At 47.1% G+C, this 20,144-nt stretch carries 21 protein-coding genes and 1 tRNA gene; 9 read left to right on the top strand and 13 right to left on the bottom strand.

The annotated features are described in order from the left end of the window. Positions 1-25: 25 nt before the first annotated feature. From hflC to tsaE, 8 genes are all read right to left on the bottom strand, one after another. The gene (hflC, locus tag L1N97_RS02795) at positions 26-907 is read right to left on the bottom strand and encodes a protease modulator HflC (protein WP_229585311.1); all 882 of its coding nucleotides are present in this window, start codon (positions 905-907) and stop codon (positions 26-28) included. Positions 908-913: 6 nt separating this feature from the next. Beyond that, the gene (gene hflK, locus L1N97_RS02800; protein ID WP_229585310.1) at positions 914-2,071 is read right to left on the bottom strand and encodes an FtsH protease activity modulator HflK; all 1,158 of its coding nucleotides are present in this window, start codon (positions 2,069-2,071) and stop codon (positions 914-916) included. 54 nt (positions 2,072-2,125) lie between these two features. Next, positions 2,126-3,406: a ribosome rescue GTPase HflX gene (gene hflX, locus L1N97_RS02805; protein ID WP_226749511.1), complete on the bottom strand. Its 1,281-nt coding sequence runs from the start codon at positions 3,404-3,406 to the stop codon at positions 2,126-2,128. Between the two features lie 18 nt (positions 3,407-3,424). After that, the gene (gene hfq, locus L1N97_RS02810; RefSeq protein WP_226749510.1) at positions 3,425-3,682 is read right to left on the bottom strand and encodes an RNA chaperone Hfq; all 258 of its coding nucleotides are present in this window, start codon (positions 3,680-3,682) and stop codon (positions 3,425-3,427) included. Between the two features lie 90 nt (positions 3,683-3,772). Further along, positions 3,773-4,702: a tRNA (adenosine(37)-N6)-dimethylallyltransferase MiaA gene (gene miaA / locus L1N97_RS02815; protein WP_236128760.1), complete on the bottom strand. Its 930-nt coding sequence runs from the start codon at positions 4,700-4,702 to the stop codon at positions 3,773-3,775. Continuing rightward, positions 4,692-6,479, bottom strand: a complete 1,788-nt coding sequence (gene mutL, locus L1N97_RS02820; protein WP_236128761.1) for a DNA mismatch repair endonuclease MutL — start codon at positions 6,477-6,479, stop codon at positions 4,692-4,694. Before mutL ends, miaA begins: the two co-directional genes overlap by 11 nt. Position 6,480: 1 nt before the next feature. Continuing rightward, on the bottom strand, positions 6,481-7,857 hold the full coding sequence (locus L1N97_RS02825) for an N-acetylmuramoyl-L-alanine amidase (RefSeq protein ID WP_229585307.1): 1,377 nt from the start codon (positions 7,855-7,857) through the stop codon (positions 6,481-6,483). Then, positions 7,844-8,317 (bottom strand): tRNA (adenosine(37)-N6)-threonylcarbamoyltransferase complex ATPase subunit type 1 TsaE, encoded by a 474-nt coding sequence (gene tsaE, locus L1N97_RS02830; protein ID WP_229585306.1) that lies wholly within the window; start codon positions 8,315-8,317, stop codon positions 7,844-7,846. Before tsaE ends, L1N97_RS02825 begins: the two co-directional genes overlap by 14 nt. A gap of 212 nt (positions 8,318-8,529) precedes the next feature. Between tsaE and queG the strand changes: the two genes are divergently transcribed. Next, a complete protein-coding gene (gene queG, locus L1N97_RS02835) occupies positions 8,530-9,678 on the top strand; it encodes a tRNA epoxyqueuosine(34) reductase QueG (protein ID WP_236128762.1) in 1,149 nt (382 codons plus the stop codon). Here queG and L1N97_RS02840 read toward each other — a convergent pair. The 3 genes from L1N97_RS02840 to orn all read right to left on the bottom strand — a co-directional run bounded on the left by L1N97_RS02840 (position 9,647) and on the right by orn (position 10,674). Then, the gene (locus L1N97_RS02840) at positions 9,647-9,850 is read right to left on the bottom strand and encodes a DUF1289 domain-containing protein (RefSeq protein WP_236128763.1); all 204 of its coding nucleotides are present in this window, start codon (positions 9,848-9,850) and stop codon (positions 9,647-9,649) included. The genes queG and L1N97_RS02840 overlap by 32 nt on opposite strands. Positions 9,851-9,975: 125 nt before the next feature. Beyond that, positions 9,976-10,051 (bottom strand) — tRNA-Gly (locus L1N97_RS02845). A 74-nt stretch (positions 10,052-10,125) separates the two neighbouring features. Then, a complete protein-coding gene (gene orn, locus L1N97_RS02850; protein WP_229585303.1) occupies positions 10,126-10,674 on the bottom strand; it encodes an oligoribonuclease in 549 nt (182 codons plus the stop codon). Between the two features lie 128 nt (positions 10,675-10,802). On the opposite strand from orn, the gene rsgA reads away from it, so the two are divergent. The 3 genes from rsgA (at position 10,803) to L1N97_RS02865 (ending at position 13,622) form a co-directional block, all read left to right on the top strand. Further along, positions 10,803-11,837 carry a small ribosomal subunit biogenesis GTPase RsgA gene (gene rsgA, locus L1N97_RS02855; protein ID WP_229585302.1) on the top strand — a complete coding sequence of 345 codons (1,035 nt, stop codon included), beginning with the start codon at positions 10,803-10,805 and terminating at the stop codon, positions 11,835-11,837. 21 nt (positions 11,838-11,858) lie between these two features. Next, positions 11,859-12,716 (top strand): archaetidylserine decarboxylase, encoded by an 858-nt coding sequence (gene asd / locus L1N97_RS02860; protein WP_226749501.1) that lies wholly within the window; start codon positions 11,859-11,861, stop codon positions 12,714-12,716. A gap of 204 nt (positions 12,717-12,920) precedes the next feature. Further along, entirely contained in the window at positions 12,921-13,622 is a 702-nt protein-coding gene (locus L1N97_RS02865) for a glycerophosphodiester phosphodiesterase (protein ID WP_229585300.1), read from the top strand. A gap of 73 nt (positions 13,623-13,695) precedes the next feature. Here L1N97_RS02865 and L1N97_RS02870 read toward each other — a convergent pair whose 3' ends face one another. Continuing rightward, the gene (locus tag L1N97_RS02870; protein WP_329605532.1) at positions 13,696-14,097 is read right to left on the bottom strand and encodes a MerC domain-containing protein; all 402 of its coding nucleotides are present in this window, start codon (positions 14,095-14,097) and stop codon (positions 13,696-13,698) included. A gap of 159 nt (positions 14,098-14,256) precedes the next feature. Here L1N97_RS02870 and L1N97_RS02875 point away from each other — a divergent pair, with 159 nt between their 5' ends. Further along, positions 14,257-14,562 carry a primosomal replication protein PriC gene (locus L1N97_RS02875; RefSeq protein WP_229585298.1) on the top strand — a complete coding sequence of 102 codons (306 nt, stop codon included), beginning with the start codon at positions 14,257-14,259 and terminating at the stop codon, positions 14,560-14,562. Between the two features lie 70 nt (positions 14,563-14,632). Here the strand turns inward: L1N97_RS02875 and L1N97_RS02880 are convergent, their stop codons facing one another. Then, a complete protein-coding gene (locus L1N97_RS02880; protein ID WP_236128764.1) occupies positions 14,633-15,133 on the bottom strand; it encodes a DUF3016 domain-containing protein in 501 nt (166 codons plus the stop codon). Positions 15,134-15,745: 612 nt separating this feature from the next. On the opposite strand from L1N97_RS02880, the gene L1N97_RS02885 reads away from it, so the two are divergent. The 4 genes from L1N97_RS02885 to L1N97_RS02900 all read left to right on the top strand — a co-directional run bounded on the left by L1N97_RS02885 (position 15,746) and on the right by L1N97_RS02900 (position 20,144). Continuing rightward, positions 15,746-17,017 carry a hypothetical protein gene (locus tag L1N97_RS02885; RefSeq protein ID WP_236128765.1) on the top strand — a complete coding sequence of 424 codons (1,272 nt, stop codon included), beginning with the start codon at positions 15,746-15,748 and terminating at the stop codon, positions 17,015-17,017. Between the two features lie 44 nt (positions 17,018-17,061). Further along, positions 17,062-18,369 carry an ABC transporter substrate-binding protein gene (locus L1N97_RS02890; RefSeq protein ID WP_229585295.1) on the top strand — a complete coding sequence of 436 codons (1,308 nt, stop codon included), beginning with the start codon at positions 17,062-17,064 and terminating at the stop codon, positions 18,367-18,369. A 104-nt stretch (positions 18,370-18,473) separates the two neighbouring features. After that, positions 18,474-19,310 carry a carbohydrate ABC transporter permease gene (locus L1N97_RS02895; protein WP_236128766.1) on the top strand — a complete coding sequence of 279 codons (837 nt, stop codon included), beginning with the start codon at positions 18,474-18,476 and terminating at the stop codon, positions 19,308-19,310. A 3-nt stretch (positions 19,311-19,313) separates the two neighbouring features. Beyond that, positions 19,314-20,144, top strand: a complete 831-nt coding sequence (locus tag L1N97_RS02900; RefSeq protein WP_229585293.1) for a carbohydrate ABC transporter permease — start codon at positions 19,314-19,316, stop codon at positions 20,142-20,144.

A 20,144-nucleotide genomic window follows, 5' to 3' on the forward strand; every position in this document is an offset into this window, starting at 1 on the left:
ATGTGTGGCTACAGTAGCGCAGCCATTAGTTTTGCGGTTCTTCGGTACGCATATATTTGAAGAACTCGTTATCTGGTTGCACAACCAGGATATCGCTCTTCGAATTAAAGCTATTCCGATAAGCCTCTAAACTACGTACAAAAGAATAGAACTCGGCATTCTTGTTGTACATATCTGCATAGACCTTCGCTGCGACTGCATCGCCTTCACCGCGCACTGAACGAGAATTACGTTCTGCATCCGCGATCATAACGGTAACACGCGCATCGACATCAGCACGAATGATTTCAGCTTGCTCACGACCACGTGCACGGTGCTCATCAGCTACCGCTTTACGCTCAGCGCGCATCCGCGCAAAAATCGAATCGCTGATTTCAGTCGGTAAGTTAATTTGCTTAACTCGCACATCGATGACTTCAATGCCTAGTTCATTTGCTGCTTGCGCGGCTTGTGATAGTGCACTTTGCATTAACTGGGTACGTTCACCTGAAACGATCTCTTGGATCGTTCTGGCACCGAACTCAGTACGTAAGCCGTTATTGATGTACTGTTTTAACAACACTTCAGCTTGAGACTTAATGCCACCCGTAGATAAGAAATAAGCACCAAAATCTTTGATACGCCATTTCACATAGCTATCAACTAATAAGTCTTTTTTCTCTGCGGTAACAAAACGGTCAGCCTGATCATCCAGGGTTTGAATTCGCGAATCTAACGACCGCACCACTTGGATAAAAGGAATTTTGAACTGTAAACCCGGTTCATAAACGCGCACCTGGTTTTCAGCATCACGTTGGATCTTACCGAATTGAATAACGATCGCACGCTCACCTTCAGGCACTACAAACAACGCTGAGGTAACAACGATACCAAGCACGACGGCAATGGCAATAATAAAGTTTTTCATTGGCGCTTATCTCCCACTTCCGGTTCGAGGCGAACTAGCGCGACTGGTTTCAGGGAACACTGGCGCGGTCGACATATCCTGGCTATTGCGCGCAGGTAATGGCGTCACGGCTTTACCTTGCGTAGCAGCTGCACCTTGATTCATCAACTTATCTAGCGGCAGATACATCAGGTTGTTGCTGTTTTTAACATCAACCAAAATTTTAGAGGTATTCGAGTACACGTATTCCATGGTCTCTAAATACATCCGATCACGTGTAACCTTAGGTGCAGCGAGATACTGCGGCAGTAATTGTTCAAAGCGTGATACTTCACCTTGAGCCCGTAACACGATTTGTTGCTTGTATGCTTCGGCTTCTTGCATTACCCGATTGACCTGACCACGAGCACGCGGTTCAATCTCACGAGCATAAGCGGTTGCTTCTTGCACAAAACGTTCTTGATCTTCTTGCGCTTTAATTGCGTCATCGAAGGCATCGCGCACTTCTTCTGGCGGTCTGGCATCGCGGAAGTTAACATCCACTAAGGTTAAACCCATGTTGTAAGGGTTGATGATGCTTTCTAACTCGATCCGCGTATCTTGACGAACCACTTCACGACCACGCGTTAACACATCATCCATAATAGAATGACCGATAACAAAACGTAGCGCCGCATCGGTAGCTTCGCGCAAACTACTGTCGGCATCAACCACAGAGAACAAGTATTGGCGAGCATTGAAGATACGATATTGCACTTCAAAGGTCACTCGAACCAAATTTTGGTCTTGCGTTAACATAAAGCCATCTGCACGTAATGAACGTACTTCTTGAGTGTTCACTGGTGTTACAGTATCAATAAAAGTAGGTTTCCAGTGAATACCCGCACCCACTTCTTCATGATATTGGCCAAAGCGTAAAATCACACCGCGTTCTGCGTCTTTAATGGTGTAAAAACCACTTAAAGCCCAAACCGCAATCGCAACGATTAACACCACTATCATTAAGATAGAGCTACCACCGCTACCTGCGTTGCCAGAGCCACCGCCTTTACCACCAAAAACTCCGCCTAGTTTTTTACCTAAATTGCGGAATACTTCATCTAAATCGGGCGGGCCTTGATCACGACCACCTTGTTTCCAAGGGTCGTTATTCTTGCCGTTATTGCCCGGCTCGTTCCAAGCCATGCTTAACTCCATTACCGTAAGTTGTCATTAAGGGTTAATGTATCAAAAAAGTGTCTAGCTGACGATATAGTTTTCGAGTTGTTGCTCACTCTGTTTTAACAAACGAGCCCACTGTGCTGCCGACAGCTGAATTTTTAACTGGCAACGGCCATCACTCAAAAAGGTTTCCTCTAACACAGCTTGCAGCTGATAAAGCCGTGCTCGCCAATTACCCGCCTCTGGCGGTAATAATAAGGTTAATTGCAAATGTTGTTGCGACAACAACATCGCTAAAGCTTGCTCAAGTAAGTCGAGCCCCACGCCGGCTAATGCCGACAGATAAACGGCAACCGGTAAACCGTCATCGTTGTATTCTATACGTGGCTGCTGGCCTAATTGGTCAATTTTGTTGAAAACCAATAACTGTGGTACATCTGCTGCGTCAATTTCTTGCAACACCAATTGTACCTGACGCATATTTTCATCGCGCCGAGCGTCTGCCGCATCAATCACGTGCAATTGAATATCGGCATCCCGAGTTTCTTGTAAGGTTGATTTAAACGCAGCCACGAGATCATGCGGTAAATGGCGGATAAATCCTACTGTGTCAGCCAGAATCGCTTCACCAAAATTCGGCAAGTTAATTTTACGTAAGGTAGGATCCAGTGTCGCAAAAAGTTGATCAGCAGCATACACACTGGCACTGGTTAGCCGATTAAACAGCGTCGACTTGCCTGCATTGGTGTAACCTACAATCGACAGCACAGGTTGTTCAGAACGTTGTCTGGCACGCCGCCCTTGCTCCCGCTGCCGTGACATTTTTTGCAAACGCTGTTTTAACGCTTTAACCCGCTCACGCAATAAGCGTCGATCGCTTTCAAGCTGCGTTTCACCCGGCCCGCGTAAACCAATACCGCCCTTTTGCCGTTCGTTGTCAAAACCACGGATCAGACGGGAGGCAAGATGCTGTAACTGGGCCAGTTCGACTTGCAGCTTACCTTCGTAAGTGCGAGCGCGCTGCGCAAAAATATCGAGGATCAAGCTGGTGCGATCAATTACCCTAACCTGACAATGTCTTTCCAGGTTGCGAGTTTGGCCAGGCGACAGCTCGTGATTAAAAATCACCACTGTAGCGGCGAGTTCTTCTACCAGCGCAGCCAATTCATCTGCTTTGCCGGTACCAATAAAAAACTTTGCATCTGGCGCAGGCCGATTGCTTGAGAGGATTTGCAAGGTGGCAACGCCCGCAGACGACACCAACATCTGCAATTCTTGCAAATCTTCGGTTGACGCTTCCTGCGGAAAATTAACGTGCACTAATACGGCTTGTTCTGCAAGCTCAGAGAGTTCAAACAAGCGCTGCTACTCCGCTAATTATTCCGTCTCCTCGTCGTCATCACCTTGGCTACCGTGAGCAACCATAGTGTTAACCGCACGAGCAGGTACAACGGTAGAAATAGCGTGTTTATACACCATCTGACTTACCGTGTTTTTCAGCAAAATGACGAATTGGTCAAATGATTCAACCTGACCCTGTAATTTAATCCCATTCACCAAATAAATTGAAACAGGAATACGTTCCCGTCTTAAGGTGTTCAAAAATGGGTCTTGTAAAGATTGCCCCTTTGCCATGTCGCGCTTTCCTTTTTTATTAATTAGGCTTTATATTGGTATTATTATTTTTATTTCAAGTTGTTAAACCTGAAATATTTGCTGCCTCTGTTAGCTTAGCGAAGAAATGACAGCTTGCAAGTTTTCCTCAAGTTTCACTTCACTTTTTAACCAATGCAATTCTGGCCAACTGCGCAGCCAAGTTAACTGGCGCTTCGCTAATTGCCGCGTTGCAGCAATGCCTTGAGCTTCCATCTCCTGATAAGTAAGCTTTCCAGCGATATAATCCCACATTTGCCGATAACCAACACATCTTATTGATGGTAAATCAGCGTGTAAATCTGTGCGCTGTGCTAACGCACGCACTTCTTGCTCAAAACCTTGCGCTAACATTTGCTCGAAGCGTAATGCTATACGTTGATGTAATACCGCACGATCGGTCGGCGCAATGGCAAATTGGTACACTTTATACGGAAAAGGTTCAGGTTTTTCCGCAGTTAATTCCGTTAAGCTGCGCCCGGTTAAGCGATAAACTTCTAGAGCACGATTAATCCGCTGTGGATCATTCGGATGGATCCGTTGTGCGGCTGCAGGATCCACGGCTGCGAGCTGTTGATGCAAATAAGCCCAGCCATGTTCGGCCGCTTCAGCTTCCAGTGTAGCACGAATGGCCTTGTCCGCAGCGGGTAGCTCCGAAATCCCTTGGAGTAAGGCTTTAAAATACAACATGGTACCGCCGACTAAAATCGGCACATTGCCACGCTGCTGGATCTGCGCAATCAACTGTAACGCATCAGCACGAAAATCGGCTGCAGAATAACTTTCTGCCGGATCGCGAATATCTAACAAAAAATGTGGGGCTTGCGCCAACTCTGCAGCGGTGGGCTTAGCCGTGCCAATATCCATACCGCGATAGACTAAAGCGCTGTCTACGCTAATCAGCTCTGCGTTAACCAGCTGTTGCTTTAAAGCGATAGCTAAAGCGGTTTTGCCCGACGCCGTGGGGCCCATTAAACAAATCACCGGTAAATCAGTGGCCATCGTTAGCCTTCCGTATTTGCAGCGTTGCCGCATCAAAACTGAGCGCCAGCGCCCGGCGTTGCGCTTTGCTCAGTGCTGCGGGATACACACCTAACAATAAATCGGCTTGTAAAAAGCCTTGGCGCAACAACACATCGAGTAATGCTTCGGCTAAGCCGTCAGTTTGCACTGTACTTAGTGTAGACAAAAACTCACCGAACCATTGGCCTATTGCCGTATGTCTTAGCCAAATGGGCACTGCGCGAATAATCACCGTGCGATCTTTTAACAGTAAATCGAAACCTAAAGCCGACAAGTTGTCAGCCGCCGCGAGCAAGGGTTCAAATTCAGCCGACGCCACGGTTAAGCGCACCGGTAATAATAATGGGGCACTTTGTACCTTTAACTGCCACTGAATAGCAATACTGGCGGGCAAATCAACCATAAATAATTGCTCAGCCTCCTGACAAAGTGCAAACCGATTCTCTAACAAAAAATAATGCGGTGCAGGGCTAGCAACTTGCTCGGTCGCGGCCTGCAACGTTGCTGCCTGATAATTGATTTGCGCTTGCACTGAAGCCACAGCCGGTTTAGCGGCTACGCTGTCGTGAACAGCACGCGCCGCGACATGGCCTTGTTGCGGCTGATATAACGGCGCTTTCGTATCTCCCGTTGCAGCATGTCGCGTGGCATAAGCGGCGTGTGCCGCTGCTGAGTTTGGCTGCGGCGATGCGACCTGCGCTTGTGAAGACGTCATGCTAGGTGATTCAGCCGCTAAAGCAGGCTTAGGCTCACTGTCTTGCCCTTGCGTTAAGGCATCGGCTAAAGCACTCACCACAAAATCATGCACCAAACGGGCTTGATGAAAACGGACTTCGTGTTTAGCGGGGTGCACATTGACATCCACGTCGTTAGCCGGCAGCTCTAGATACAGTACAAAAGCCGGTTGTAGTTCAGCCGCTAACCATTCACCGTAGGCTTGTCGGATCGCATGATTTAACAATTTATCGCGCATCATACGACCATTCACATAACTGTATTGGCCGCTACTGACCGCTTGGCAAGCCATCGCTGGTAAAATCCAACCACTGAGCTTGATCTCACCATATTGATTTTCAATCCACAGTGCTTGCTCAGCAAAATTACGACCACAGATCAGCGCTAAGCGTTTTTGCTTGGCCGCAGCCGTATCAGCAACCGGTAAACGACGCACCACTTGGCCGTTATGGCTCAGTTGCCATGCCACATCAAAACGACTTAAGGCTAAGCGTTTGATTAATTCATCAATATGCGTAAATTCGGTTTTATCGCTTCTTAAAAAACGCCGACGAGCTGGGGTGTTAAAAAATAAATCAACCACGTCGATGCTCGTACCATCGGGATGGGCGGCAGGTCGCAATTCTACTGCCATATCGCGGCCTTCAGCACTGGCTTGCCAAGCAGCGGCTTGCTGCGCCGGTTTTGATGTGAGGGTTAAACGCGCCACTGAACTGATACTGGCTAGCGCTTCACCGCGAAAGCCTAAACTTACAATCTGTTCCAGATCCGCTAAGCTGCTAATTTTACTGGTGGCATGCCGACTTAGCGCCAATACTAATTCCGCTTCAGCGATGCCCACACCATTATCGCGGATCCGGATCAGCTTGCTGCCACCCTTTTCTAATTCAATATCAATTTGAGTGGCTTGCGCATCCAAACTGTTTTCAACCAATTCTTTTACGACGGAGGCGGGGCGCTCCACCACCTCACCAGCCGCAATTTGGTTAGCTAATTGCGCGGGTAATAATTGAATGGGCATATTAGGGGATCCGCAACACCTGACCAATGCGAATGCTGTCGTTACGCAGTTCGTTATGGCGGCGTAACTCGTCTAGTGACACATTATAACGCTGTGCTAATAACGATAAAGACTCCCCTGCTTGCACGCGGTGCTCTTTTGAACGACGCTGCGCAAATAACGAATCGGCTGGAGGCGATAACTCAAAGTGACGGCGCAAACCATTAAATAATGACTGCACTAATTTTTGCTGATGCGAACTACTGCGCAATAAACGCTCTTCTTGCGGGTTAGAAATAAAACCGACTTCAACTAAAATGGACGGAATATCCGGCGCGCGCAACACCCCTAAGCTAGCAGCTTGCGGCTCTTTTTTGTGCAGAGTCGTCACTTTGCCCAATTCAGACAAGACCTGGTTAGCCACTTGATGTGCCGTTACCATCGAATGATTCATTGATAAATCGAGTACCGTTTGCGCTAAATAGCGCTCATTAGCCGAGTCTTTAATCACTTCCGCGACACCGCCTAACAACTCACCGTGTCGCTCCGTTTGCTCTAGCATGCGGCCGACCTCTGAGGTCGCTCGACGTAACGATAACACCCATACTGAAGCGCCTTTCGGTTGAGGTGAAGTAAAGGCGTCCGCGTGAATGGATACTAATAAATCTGCTTGCATGCGCCGCGCAATATCAGTGCGGCTATTCACATGCACATAGTAATCACCGGTACGCACCATGGTGGCTTTCATACCGGGCTCACGGTTAATGGTTTCCAGTAATTGCTTGGCAATAGGCAGGGTTAAGTTTTTTTCATAAATGCCGCTGGGGCCAATGGAACCGGGGTCTTCGCCACCGTGTCCGGCATCGATAGCAATAATGATATCGCGAGCGGCACGCACTGTCGCAGGAATCGCCTGGCGACTACTGCCTGTGTTGGCGCTGCTGTTCGTCGCAGGGCGAGTTTCAACCGGCGCGCTACTGGCACTGCTGCTACTGGCTTTACTATCGGGTAAATCCACCACCAAACGATGGCCATAAGGAGGTGTCGGGGTCAGTGCAAAAATCGTCGGTTTAACAGCGCTGCTTAAATCGAGCACAATGCGCATGGTGTTTTTAGTGCCACTGCTGCGAATATCTCGGATCAGCGGGGCTTCACCGCTAATCGCTGGCAGTGTGGTCGCGCCCGTGACGCGACTTAAGTCAATGACTAAGCGTTCTGGGTTTTCTAAGGTGAAATATTTATATTCTGGGGCAGCAGCTAAATCAAATACCACACGGGTATTGTCTGGCGAGGGCCAAATACGAATATTCTGTACCTGATTACTGGCAAACGCCACCGCACTTTGCAGTAACAGACAACACAATATGAGATGAGCAAGCAGCGCGTTAGTTTTTTTCATTATCCGTCAATGCTGTCAATAAAGTTTGAACATGTGCGTTATGCGCCGTGATAACCAAATGACGCGAAGTGGCATCCAGCGAAAAAGCCAGCGTTAAATCAGGTTCAGGCAAACAGCCAAAACCACGTTCAGGCCATTCAATTAAACATAGGCTATCAGCATTAAAATAATCTCTGATCCCCATAAATTCCAGTTCTTCTGCATCATGTAACCGATACAAATCAAAATGATAAACTTGTAGGCCTACCAAATCATAGGGTTCAACTAAGGTATAGGTTGGGCTTTTTACTTTACCTGTGTGGCCTAAGCTTTGAATTAAACCTCGAGAGAAGGTGGTTTTACCCGCGCCTAAAGGCCCTTGCAGAAACAGAACTAAACCACCGTGCAGTTGCGCCGCCAGTTTTGCCGCGAACGCTGCCGTTTGCGCTTCGCTATCAATTTGTACCTTAAGTTCTACCACAGTAATAACTCAACACCCTATCTTTAATTGCCGTTGGCTATGTTAACAAACTTGTAGGGCATGCAGGAAGAAAAACCGCTCAAGCTTGTGGTCAGACTAAGTAAATTGCCTCAAGTTCCCGTTAGTTAGCCACTTATAGCCATCGGGGTGAAGTCTAAATGCCAAAAGACCATGGACAATTTATGTTAAAGTAGCGCCTAGAAAAGCGCGATATGACGAATACAGAGTTCAGTATGGAAAAACAGCAGCTAGCCGAGCAAATTAAACAATGGGCCGCTGAATTAGGTTTTCAGGCCTGTGGTATTACTAAACCTGACTTAGCTGAGCATGAAGCGCACTTACAGCAATGGTTAGACGCTGGCTTTCATGGTGATATGCATTATATGGCGCAACACGGCATGTTGCGTGCCAGGCCCACTGAATTACACCCCGGTACGCTCAGTGTCATTAGCGTACGCCTAGATTATTTACCGCAGCAAGCCGGTTTTGCCACTAACTTAGCCGATCCTAACTTGGCCTATATTAGCCGTTATGCGCTGGGGCGAGATTATCATAAATTAATGCGCCAACGTTTAAAGCAACTGGGCCAGAAGATTGCCACGCTCAGTGCTGAATTAGCCGGCCGCCCTTTTGTCGACTCGGCGCCCATTTTAGAACGGCCTTTAGCACAAAAAGCCGGTATAGGCTGGGTTGGCAAACATAGCTTGGTGTTGGCCGAACAAGCCGGTTCGTGGTTTTTCCTTGGCGAATTACTGGTGAATCTCGATTTGCCCATCGACACGCCACACAACGGCGATTGCGGTAGCTGCGTGGCCTGCATAACCAGTTGCCCAACAGGTGCCATAGTGGCGCCTTATGTTGTTGATGCCCGCCGCTGTATCTCGTATCTCACCATCGAATTAGCCGAGGCGATCCCTGAACAGTTTCGAGCGCAAATTGGCAATCGTATTTATGGCTGTGATGATTGCCAATTAGTCTGCCCGATAAATCGAGCCGCGCCGTTGAGTCAAGAAAGCGATTTTCAACGTCGTCCACAATGGCAAGATCAGTCACTGCTGGCACTTTTTCAATGGGATGAGGCGACCTTTTTGCAGTTAACCGAAGGCAGTGCCATTAGGCGGATTGGCTTTGAACGCTGGCAACGAAACATTGCCGTTGCACTAGGCAATGCGCCTTATGATCCTGCTATTAGTGAGTTATTACAGCATCGGTTGGCTGACGCCAGTGAGTTAGTAAAAGAACATATTCGCTGGGCGCTAGCACAGCAAAAACAAAAAAGCTGGCAACAAGCCAATTTATTACCAAGAAGTACCGAACGTTTGGTACGGATTATTCAGAAGGGTCTGCCGCGAGATAGTTAAGCGGATGAACAGGCCGCTCTGCTCGTCGTGCTGCCGCCTGCTGGACAATTTCCGTTTTTCGTTGCTCGTCAGCCTGATGCCATTCGGTAATTTCAGCCAATAAACGGCCACATCCCAAACAGCAGTCGTGTTGGTCTAGGCAGCAATTTCTAACACATGGGGAGAGCGCCATCGCAAATCCTTAGCAGTGTGTCTCAACATAACATTTCGCTAGAAATTGTTGTCTAAAAAAAGACATTTGGCAATATCGCAGATTCAGAAAAGCGAAAAGCAGCCACAAGGGCTGCTTTTCTAATTTGGAGCGAGTTACGAGATTCGAACTCGTGACCTCGACCTTGGCAAGGTAGCGCTCTACCAACTGAGCTAAACTCGCATCATGCTTGCAACCGAAGTTGCTTACTGATGGCGCGCATTTTACAAAACTGGCCAATCGATGCAAGCATTTTTTTAAGGAATTCGAAAAAAATGTGTGCGATAGGTCACTAATTCAGCAATTGACTCACGAATGTCGTCCATCGCCAAGTGACTGTTGGTTTTTTGTACGTGTTTAATCACTTCAGGCGCCCAGCGTTTCGCTAACTCTTTTATCGTGCTGACATCGACATTTCGATAATGAAAGAAGCTTTCGAACTCAGGCGCATATTCTGCCAAAAAACGCCGGTCTTGACCTATGCTATTGCCACACATCGGCGATTTACCCGGGCTAACATAGCGACTTAAAAAGGCCAGTGTTTGCTCAACCGCGTCGGCTAGCGTAACGTCACTGGCACGACAGCGAGCCGTTAAGCCACTCTTACCGTGTTGCTCAACACACCAAGAGTTCATATTCGCCAACACATCATCCGCGGTTTTAATGGCAAAGACCGGACCTTCCGCTAAGATATTTAACTCGCTGTCCGTCACAATAGTGGCCATCTCTAAAATAACATCGGTTTTTGGTTCCAGCCCCGTCATTTCTAAATCAAGCCAAACCAAGTTGCTATCATTCACTGTCATAATTATTCAGTACCTTTCTGAAGTGAGTGGGCTGAAACGTTTGCTGCTTTGTTACAACCCAGATTGCAGGTATGATACACGTCCTAAGCTTAACAGTAATAGCATCCTTTACAGAAAAACGGTAACCAGTGACCAAGAAAAAACATCTAACACAGCGCCAGCACGATCGAATTGCCAAAAATGAGCAGCGACGTTTACAACGTAATGCGAAAAAAGGTGCCGTCGACTGGGATGAACAACTTTTATTAGCGCCTGAGCCAGGTTTGGTACTCAGTCGCTTTGGCCAGCATGCCGACGTTGAAGATGCCCAAGGTAAGGTGATCCGTTGCAGTATGCGTCGCACCATCAGTTCGGTGGTGACTGGCGATAAAGTACTGTGGCGGCGCAGCACGCAAGCGACCGGCAGTATTGATGGTGTTATTGAAGCAGTGGAAGATCGCAGCTCTGTTTTATTACGCCCTGATTTTTATGATGGCCTAAAGCCTGTAGCTGCCAATATTGACTTGATGATTATTGTCTCGGCCATTTTGCCAGCGCTGTCTTTAAACATTATCGACCGTTATTTGGTTGCTGCTGAAATCACCGGCATTAAACCGCTGCTGGTTATTAACAAAGCGGATTTATTAGATGCTGCTGCACAAGCTGAACTTCAGCGGCAACTTGAGCTGTATCGTGGTTTAGGTTATCCCTGTTTATTATTGAGTGCCAAAACTGGCCAAGGCATGGCTGAATTGCAACAGCATTTGCACAGCGGAACCAGTATCTTTGTTGGTCAATCTGGGGTTGGCAAATCGTCATTAATGAACTCGCTCATGCCCAGCCTAGCGGTCACTACACAGGAGGTCTCAGCGCTGTCTGGCTTGGGCCAACATACCACGACGGTGTCGCGTCTTTATCACTTGCCAGAAGGTGGCGAACTGATCGATTCGCCAGGGATCCGTGAATTTGCCTTATGGCACTTATCACCTGAAGAAGTAACGCAAGGTTTTATTGAATTTCGACCTTGGCTGGGTCGCTGTAAATTCCGCGACTGTAAACATATCACAGACCCCGGCTGCGCCATTCAACATGCCGTAGCTGAAAACGCGATCAGCCAAGAACGTTACGACAGTTATTTAAAAATCCTGACCAGTATGACCCAGGATAAACCGAATCATTTTTAATTTTAAGAGTATCGACCCGCTATGGATAAACTAAAAATCACCCTGCAATATATGCTACCTAAGCATTTAATTTCCCGCTTAGTGGGTAAATTGGCCGCTGCCCGTTTAGGCTTTATCAGCCATGCGCTGATTAAGCTGTTTATCAAAGCCTATAACATCAACATGCAGGAAGCTAAATTTGAACGCGCCAGTGACTATGCCAGTTTTAATGAGTTTTTTACTCGGCCGTTAAAAGACGGTATTCGCCCGCTGGACAGCGATCCGGCGATTATCGCCCATCCAGTAGACGGCGCCATTAGCCAGCTGGGTGAAATTGTCTCAGGCCAACTGGTGCAAGCTAAAAACCATAACTACAGCTTACAAAGCTTATTAGGGGGTAAAGAACAAACCGCCGCGCCTTTCTTAGGTGGTGAATTTGCGACCATTTACTTAGCCCCCAAAGACTATCACCGTATTCATATGCCGGTAACTGGCGTGTTGCGTGAAATGATCTATGTGCCCGGCGAGCTGTTTTCGGTTAATCCATTAACGGCTGAAAACGTGCCTGATTTATTTGCCCGTAACGAACGCGTGGTAACGATTTTTGATACCGAGTTTGGCCCAATGGCCTTGGTATTAGTTGGTGCTACGATCGTTGCTAGCATTGAAACCGTCTGGGCCGGTACCGTCACGCCCCCAGCGGGCAGCAGTATTTTCCGTTGGAATTATCCGGCGAGCGGTTTAAACAGTGTTCGTTTAGAAAAAGGCGCCGAAATGGGCCGCTTTAAACTCGGCTCAACGGTGATCTTAGCTTTCCCTGCTGGCAAAGTAGCATTCTTAGCCGATCAGCAACCCGGCACCGTCACTCGCATGGGTACGCCATTTGCTAACATAACCTAAACAGTAACACCTGAGCAGGATATACGGATGTCCTGCTCTTCTCTTCTTTCTCGTCACAACGCCCTTTTTCTCTAAGCCTCCTCAGCTAAACCTCTCTAATCTAGGCTATTTACCTTCAGTTGCCGCGACAAGCTGATGAAAAAAATCCGCAACCGGCCCTTTATCTGCAGTAAACTAAGCAAAAAGGGGTTTTAAGGAATGAGTATGCAAATCATCGCGCATCGTGGTGCCAGTGGTGAGTATCCAGAAAATACGCTATTGGCGATTGAGCAAGCGATAGCTCAAGGCGCAGATGCTATTGAGATAGATGTGTTTGCACTGCAAGGTGAGCTGATTGTTATCCATGATCATCATGTGGCACGCACCACGAATGGCCAAGGCAGCTTATATCAGTTTTCTTTAGCCCAATTACAGCAGCTAGATGCCGGGCGCGGTGAGCGCGTACCGACACTGTGGCAAGTGTTGCACTATTTGCAGGCAACCAAGGCGTGGTTAAATATTGAATTAAAAGGCGCGGATACCGCCGAGCCCTTGCTTAAATTACTGCAACGAGCCGAGCAAGAATTGGCTTTCGATTGCCAACGCTTGCTGATTTCTTCGTTTAATCACCATTTACTGCATACCATCAAACGCGCGCAGCCTAGTTTAAAACTGGGGGCGTTAACGGCCAGCTTACCGCTTGATTATGCGGCTTTTGCAGAGCAACTGGGGGCTTACTCGGTGCATTGTGATGTTAGCTTTATTGACCAAGCGTTTGTCGATGACGCCAAAACCCGTGGCTTAAAAGTTTATGTGTATACCGTGGATCAAGCCGATGATATTGCGCGGCTGCAGCACTATGGCGTAGATGGGATCTTTAGCAATTATCCGGCGCGCAGCAGACAGCGCCTTTCAGCGTCAAACTAAACGGCGCAAAAAGCAGTAAATCATCAGAAACAAAAATCCCGCCGTAGCGGGATTTTTAGATGGGTTTGCAGAATTAAGACGGTTGATGTTCGTCTTCGCAACTATTGCAACTGTTACATAAGCGCATATTCATAATATGCGCTGACACCACTAAGGTGGCACCGATAATCAAAATGAGGTGTTCGTATTCGCTACCCCAAGCGCCGCGTTGCCAATAAATAAAACCACCTAAAAACAACGCATAAAATGGGTAAAGTTTACGATGATAACGATGAAAACCCACAAATAACGTGAAGAAACCTAAGGCCATGGTCAGCAGTAACACTATGCCTTCAAACGCATGGTTGTGGCCGGCAGTTAAACCTAACAAAGGTAGGATAGGCAGAATGACAGGTAGCATAATGCAATGAATGGCACATAACGATGTGACCATTATTCCTACCTTATCAAACAACACTCTCGCTTTGGCAATCACTGCGATATCCTTAAAACACGAAATCAAAGAAACGATATAGTATAACAAAACATTTTATAATGGAATGGCTCGGCACAAATTATCTCTGTTTTGGACTCTGCTACCACAGCCTTTATGGCATAATAGCTCGCTAATTTTAATGATTTGAAAAGATGCGTTATGGATACTCTACTGGAACAACTGGATGACAATCTAAAAGAGCTTTATCGTAAAGCCCTCGATGCCGATGCACTGCTAGAGCAATTGCAACAAGAAGGTAAGGCTAATCATCAGGCGGTATTTGCTAAAGAAGCAGGATTTAGTGCGCAAAGTAATCGTTTTATGCCTTACTTAGCTGAAACTGCAGAACACATCGCGGCGATGCGGCAAAGCCAGCAATTCAATACCGCAACTTTAGAGCGTGTGGTTCGACAACTCAAACTATTACACAAAACCTTGGCGGAGTTTCGACACATCACCAAATAACAAAAAAGGGGTAACCGCTTAGCCGTTACCCCTTTCACACATCGTTTGTGATTCACTACCGATACCGGTACTAGTCATTCAAAGCAGGCTTTACCGTTTTCTTAAACCAGTCTTCCAGCATTTTATGCTCAAATTCAAATTCTTTACGCGAATTGGCTCGGCCTAAGCGCTGCAAAAAGCCCATATCACGCTCCTTTACCTCGCCACTTAACACCGTCTGACCACTGGCATCGAGTAATTGGTGTGTAAAGCGAATAGCAGGCGAATGAATATCTTTAACAATGCGTAAAGCTTGACCGGCTGGCCCAGCAAAATAGTCAACATCACCCGCTAAATCAATATCGGTTACCGTGACTTGCCATTTATATCCAGCAGGCATTGCTGCGGCCAACTCGTTAAAGGAATCAGTAAATGCCGCGACCACTCTTTCAGAATAGCGACTACGGGTATCATTAGTCGGCCTTACATCAGTAAAACCTTTGGGATCATCAAAGTTTAGTGTTAGCTCGGCTGCTGCGGCACTAAACCCTGACCACGCTAGCAGCGTCATTGCTAATATACTGTTACGCATTTTAACCTCCTCGAATAACTGATGAGTTATTACAACATTTAAAGGTATAGGCTAAGTTAGCTTTATGCAAGCTGAACACGGTAACTGACAAACGGCATGCTGTTGCTTAACCGCATAAAATGGCCATACAAACTGACACTTTGCCGAAGTAAAAGCGCCTCTCCATCCGAGCAAGTCGTATCGCTTCTGTAATTAGGCCCCACGTTGACATGGTTAAAGCCCCTTTCAAAGGTGCCTGCCTACACCTGACGTTATCAAAATCGCTTTGCCTCACCGCTGCTAAGCACTTAATAAATCAATCATTAACGTAATAGTGCGCCCTCTCTTGGCCTGCACTTTCTCAGATGAATCCAAACTGAACCCAGCAATAAAAAAATTTGAAATTAAGCTATTGAATTTATTTATAAAAAAATAAAGAGCTTAAAAAACCTGCTTAAATTCTGACAAAAACAGTTGACGGCAGAATTATTAATCGAGAATATGCTCAAGCACTGAGCTAATGCCCGAATATAAAAAACGAATCGGAGTGAGCATTAATGCCCAGAAGTTTTTGACCACCTCGCTGTAGGTTAAAACACATAAAAATGACGTTCCAAGACAAGGGTTTTAAACATGACATTATTCAACAACACGAAACATTCGTTTTCAGTGTTGGCCTCAGCCTTGCTTTGCGCAGGCTTCAGCGCCACACCTGTAGATGCCGCAGAATTTTTTGATGATCGCCTAAAAGTAAATGCTCTTTTTATGCAGGGCTTTCAAAATATCGAAGCCGATCCCGGTGCTTTTGATCCTATTAACGAAAACATGTCGGCAGGCTTTCAGCGCCTGCGCTTTAACTTAGAACTGACATTTAAGATCACCGATGACATCACTGCCTTTGTCGATTTAGGTGAAGAACCGAATGATTTTGGCAGCGATGACAAATTTGAGATCTCGCAAGATTTTGGCTATATCGATTTCAACGTACTAGGCTTATTAAAAGTCACGGATACCCCTCACGAATTGCATGTAAAAGCCGGTAATATCGAATCGTCCGTGTTTGATTTCAGAGGTTTTTCTGATGGCGCGGCGGTACAAAACAACCCATTGATCGGTAACTCTATTGCCGACTTTGTTACGGCTGAATCAGGCGTACAAGTGGCTTGGGCTTATAAGCTACAGCAATACAATATCGACAAAGTTAATGCCAATATCACCGTAACAGTACCCACCTTTGACGAGGACTATGGTGATGGCCGCGGCTACAACGTTTTTGGTGATGTTTCTGTTAATACCAACTTTGGCCTAGATTTAGGCATCGGCTGGTTTGTTAGCGACCTGGGCGGTCAAGTGGGTTTACGTGACTTTGCTGATATCCAAGTGGCGGGATTAATTTTTGGTGACGGTGATAACTACAATTTTGTCTCTAGTGGCAATAGCTCTCGCGATACGCATGCCGGCTTACTGCCGGGGTTAAACGTGACGATTGTGCAATTAAACAGCCAATATCGCCTTTCTGAGAACACCTTGTTCAGAGGCTGGTTCGGTACCGCCGAGGATGACTATAGCTTTGTCGATGTTAACGGTAATCAAGCCGTTGCCACTCAAGGTGTGGCTTATGCGGCGATCAGCAGCAAAATGCGCTTTTTCGGGCTAGAAGCATCACATTACATTATTCCTGATAAACTTTATCTGGCAACCCGCTTTTCTCAAGTCAGCAATGAAACAGAGGGTGTGAGTGGCGATACCGATTTAACTCGGCTGCAATTAGGGGCTGGCTGGTGGCTAGCAGAAAACACCTTATTAAAAGCAGAGTGGGTTGAGCAACGCGAAGGCGCTAACTCAGCGGGCCAAATCGGCACAGACTGGGGCGGTTTTACTGCTGAAGTCTCGGTACGCTTTTAATCTGTTGATACACGCTTTACCAGCCAGAATCTAAGGAATTATCTATGTCTATCAGAACGTTCAGTTTTGCATGCCTAGCCATGCTCGCGACTGTCGCAACCGCCGCAGAAACCATTACCATCGCCACAGTCAACAATGGCGACATGATCACGATGAAAGAGCTTAGCAGCGAGTTTGAGCAAGCGCATCCGAACATTAAACTGCAATGGATCACGTTAGAAGAGAATATCTTACGCCAGCGTGTCACCACCGATGTGGCGACGGGCGGTGGTCAATATGATGTGATGACCATCGGTACTTATGAAGTACCGATCTGGAGCAAATTAGGTTGGTTGAAAAAGCTCGATAATTTTGCCGCAGATTATGATGTGGACGATATTCTGCCATCCATTAAAAATGGCTTGTCCTATCAAGACGAGTTATATGCCGCCCCCTTCTATGGCGAAAGCTCGATGGTGATGTATCGCAAAGACTTAATGCAAAAAGCCGGTTTAGAGATGCCTAATACCCCTAGCTGGCAGTTTATTAAACAAGCGGCAGCGGCCATGACCGATAAAGAGGCCGGCGTGTACGGGATCTGTTTACGCGGTAAGGCTGGTTGGGGTGAGAATGTCGCGCTCATCACGGCCATGGCTAACTCGTTTGGCGCACGCTGGTTTGACGAAAAATGGCAGCCACAATTTAACACTAAAGCTTGGCAAGATACGCTGAATTACTATGTTGAAGTGATGAATCAATATGGACCACCAGGTGCTTCAGCCAACGGCTTTAACGAAAACCTCGCATTATTTCAAACCGGTAAATGCGGTATCTGGATCGACGCCACTGTTGCTGGCGCCTTTGTGACCAACCCAGCCGATTCAAACATCGCCGATCAAGTGGGTTTTGCCATGGCACCTGATAATGGCCTAGGTAAACGAGGCAACTGGTTATGGGCTTGGACGCTGGCGATCCCATCAAGCAGTAAAAAATCAGATGCGGCCATGACCTTTATCAGCTGGGCAACATCGAAAGGTTATACCGAATTAGTGGCCAGTAAAAAAGGCTGGAAAAATGTTCCGCCAGGCACGCGTGCTTCTCTGTATGCGAATGCAGACTACTTAGCCGCAGCACCTTTTGCGCAAATCACCCTCGATGCCATTCGCTCTGCCGATCCGGTTAACCCCAGCGTGTTGCCGGTACCTTATGTCGGCATACAATTTGTAGCCATTCCAGAGTTTCAAGGCATTGGTACGGCGGTCGGTCAGCAATTTGCTGCCGCGCTAACGGGTCAAATGTCGGTTGAGCAAGCGTTACTGAATGCTCAGCGCACCACGGAACGCACCATGCGTAAAGCACGCTATCCGAAATAAGCCATGTCATCCCGTGAGGTAAGACCGTGTGCTTACCTCTCAAACATATATTTTTAGAGGTTTTCCTTATGGCTACGATACAGTCCAGAACACTGGCTCGATTCATGCTGTTTCCATCCGTGGTGCTATTGCTAGGATGGATGATTGTGCCACTTTGCATGACGTTGTATTTCTCATTTTTAGATTACAACCTGCTGATGCCTGGCAATGAAGCTTTTATTGGTTTTTTAAACTACGAATTCTTTCTGACTGATCCGGCGTTTATTGAATCTTTCTTTAATACTCTACTGCTTGTCGGTGGCGTGCTAACCATTACCATCGGGGGCGGCATTGGCTTAGCCATTTTACTGGACCAAGCCATTTGGGGCCGTAACTATGTACGCATTATGGTGCTTGCGCCATTTTTCGTGATGCCGACGGTATCAGCGCTGGTTTGGAAGAACATGTTTATGAACCCGGTAAATGGCTTATTTGCCCACCTTGCCGCGTTCTTTGGCACTGAGCCAATCGACTTTTTCGCACACTACCCACTACTTTCAATTATTGTGATCGTCTCTTGGCAATGGCTGCCGTTTGCTGCCTTGCTATTACTAACCGCTATTCAGTCTTTAGATCGCGAGCAATTAGAAGCAGCAGACCTAGATGGCGCAGGGCCCATCAGCAAGTTTTTCTATATTGTATTACCGCACTTATCACGGGCAATCACTGCCGTGATCCTGATTGAAACCATTTTCTTACTGTCGATCTTCGCTGAAATTTTGGTGACCACCAGTGGCGGCCCAGGCTATGCCTCAACCAATATTACTTATCTGATCTACACCCAATCACTACTGCAATTTGATGTCGGGGGTGGCTCGGCAGGGGGCATTATCGCGGTCATTATCGCCAATATTGTGGCTATTTTCTTAATGCGCCTTATTGGCAAGAATTTGGAGGGCTAATCGATGTCAACAAACGCGAGCTTCCGCTCAAAAGTCTTTTATACCGCTCTAGCCTGGTTAATCAGCGGCCTGATATTCTTCCCGATCTTGTGGACGTTTATCACCAGCTTTAAAACTGAGGCTGAAGCCATTTCGGCAACCCCTAGCCTATTTATGTTTGAATGGACGCTGCAAAACTACAGCGATGTATTGGCCCGTTCACCTTACTTTGATCACTTTATTAACTCAGTGGTCATTGCCTTAGGCTCAAGTGTCGTCGGTTTATTGATTGCCATCCCCGCCGCCTGGTCAATGGCATTTGTGCCAACCAAGCGTACCAAAAATCTGTTGATGTGGATGTTATCTACCAAGATGCTGCCACCAGTAGGCGTGTTGATCCCAATCTATCTGTTATTTCGGGATTTTTCCCTACTGGATACCAAGCTCGGTTTAGTGATCGTGATGACGCTCATTAACCTGCCGATTATGGTCTGGATGCTATACACCTACTTTCGCGAGATCCCACATGAAATCCTTGAAGCGGCCCGGATGGATGGTGCCAGCATTACCGAAGAAATCTTTCATGTATTGCTACCCATCGCTTTACCCGGCATAGCCTCAACCTTGCTGTTAAATGTCATTTTGGCTTGGAACGAAGCCTTTTGGACACTGATTTTATCGGCTGCCAACGCAGCACCGCTGACGGCATTTATTGCCAGCTACTCCAGCCCGGAAGGCCTGTTCTACGCGAAATTATCCGCAGCCTCCGTGATGGCCATCGTGCCTATTTTAATCTTGGGTTGGTTCAGTCAAAAACAATTAGTGCGTGGATTAAGTTTCGGCGCAGTGAAATAA

The organism is Rheinheimera sp. UJ63 (assembly GCF_021568285.1).
Lineage (GTDB): Bacteria > Pseudomonadota > Gammaproteobacteria > Enterobacterales > Alteromonadaceae > Alishewanella > Alishewanella maricola.

Coding starts and splice junctions, on each gene's coding strand:
- hflC (WP_229585311.1), bottom strand. CDS start 907: ATGAAAAACTTTATTATTGCCATTGCCGTCGTGCTTGGTATCGTTGTT.
- mutL (WP_236128761.1), bottom strand. CDS start 6,479: ATGCCCATTCAATTATTACCCGCGCAATTAGCTAACCAAATTGCGGCT.
- hfq (WP_226749510.1), bottom strand. CDS start 3,682: ATGGCAAAGGGGCAATCTTTACAAGACCCATTTTTGAACACCTTAAGA.
- L1N97_RS02875 (WP_229585298.1), top strand. CDS start 14,257: ATGGATACTCTACTGGAACAACTGGATGACAATCTAAAAGAGCTTTAT.
- L1N97_RS02890 (WP_229585295.1), top strand. CDS start 17,062: ATGTCTATCAGAACGTTCAGTTTTGCATGCCTAGCCATGCTCGCGACT.
- L1N97_RS02880 (WP_236128764.1), bottom strand. CDS start 15,133: ATGCGTAACAGTATATTAGCAATGACGCTGCTAGCGTGGTCAGGGTTT.
- L1N97_RS02895 (WP_236128766.1), top strand. CDS start 18,474: ATGCTGTTTCCATCCGTGGTGCTATTGCTAGGATGGATGATTGTGCCA.
- asd (WP_226749501.1), top strand. CDS start 11,859: ATGGATAAACTAAAAATCACCCTGCAATATATGCTACCTAAGCATTTA.
- L1N97_RS02825 (WP_229585307.1), bottom strand. CDS start 7,857: ATGAAAAAAACTAACGCGCTGCTTGCTCATCTCATATTGTGTTGTCTG.
- miaA (WP_236128760.1), bottom strand. CDS start 4,702: ATGGCCACTGATTTACCGGTGATTTGTTTAATGGGCCCCACGGCGTCG.
- queG (WP_236128762.1), top strand. CDS start 8,530: ATGACGAATACAGAGTTCAGTATGGAAAAACAGCAGCTAGCCGAGCAA.
- hflK (WP_229585310.1), bottom strand. CDS start 2,071: ATGGCTTGGAACGAGCCGGGCAATAACGGCAAGAATAACGACCCTTGG.
- orn (WP_229585303.1), bottom strand. CDS start 10,674: ATGACAGTGAATGATAGCAACTTGGTTTGGCTTGATTTAGAAATGACG.
- L1N97_RS02900 (WP_229585293.1), top strand. CDS start 19,314: ATGTCAACAAACGCGAGCTTCCGCTCAAAAGTCTTTTATACCGCTCTA.
- L1N97_RS02865 (WP_229585300.1), top strand. CDS start 12,921: ATGCAAATCATCGCGCATCGTGGTGCCAGTGGTGAGTATCCAGAAAAT.
- L1N97_RS02840 (WP_236128763.1), bottom strand. CDS start 9,850: ATGGCGCTCTCCCCATGTGTTAGAAATTGCTGCCTAGACCAACACGAC.
- L1N97_RS02885 (WP_236128765.1), top strand. CDS start 15,746: ATGACATTATTCAACAACACGAAACATTCGTTTTCAGTGTTGGCCTCA.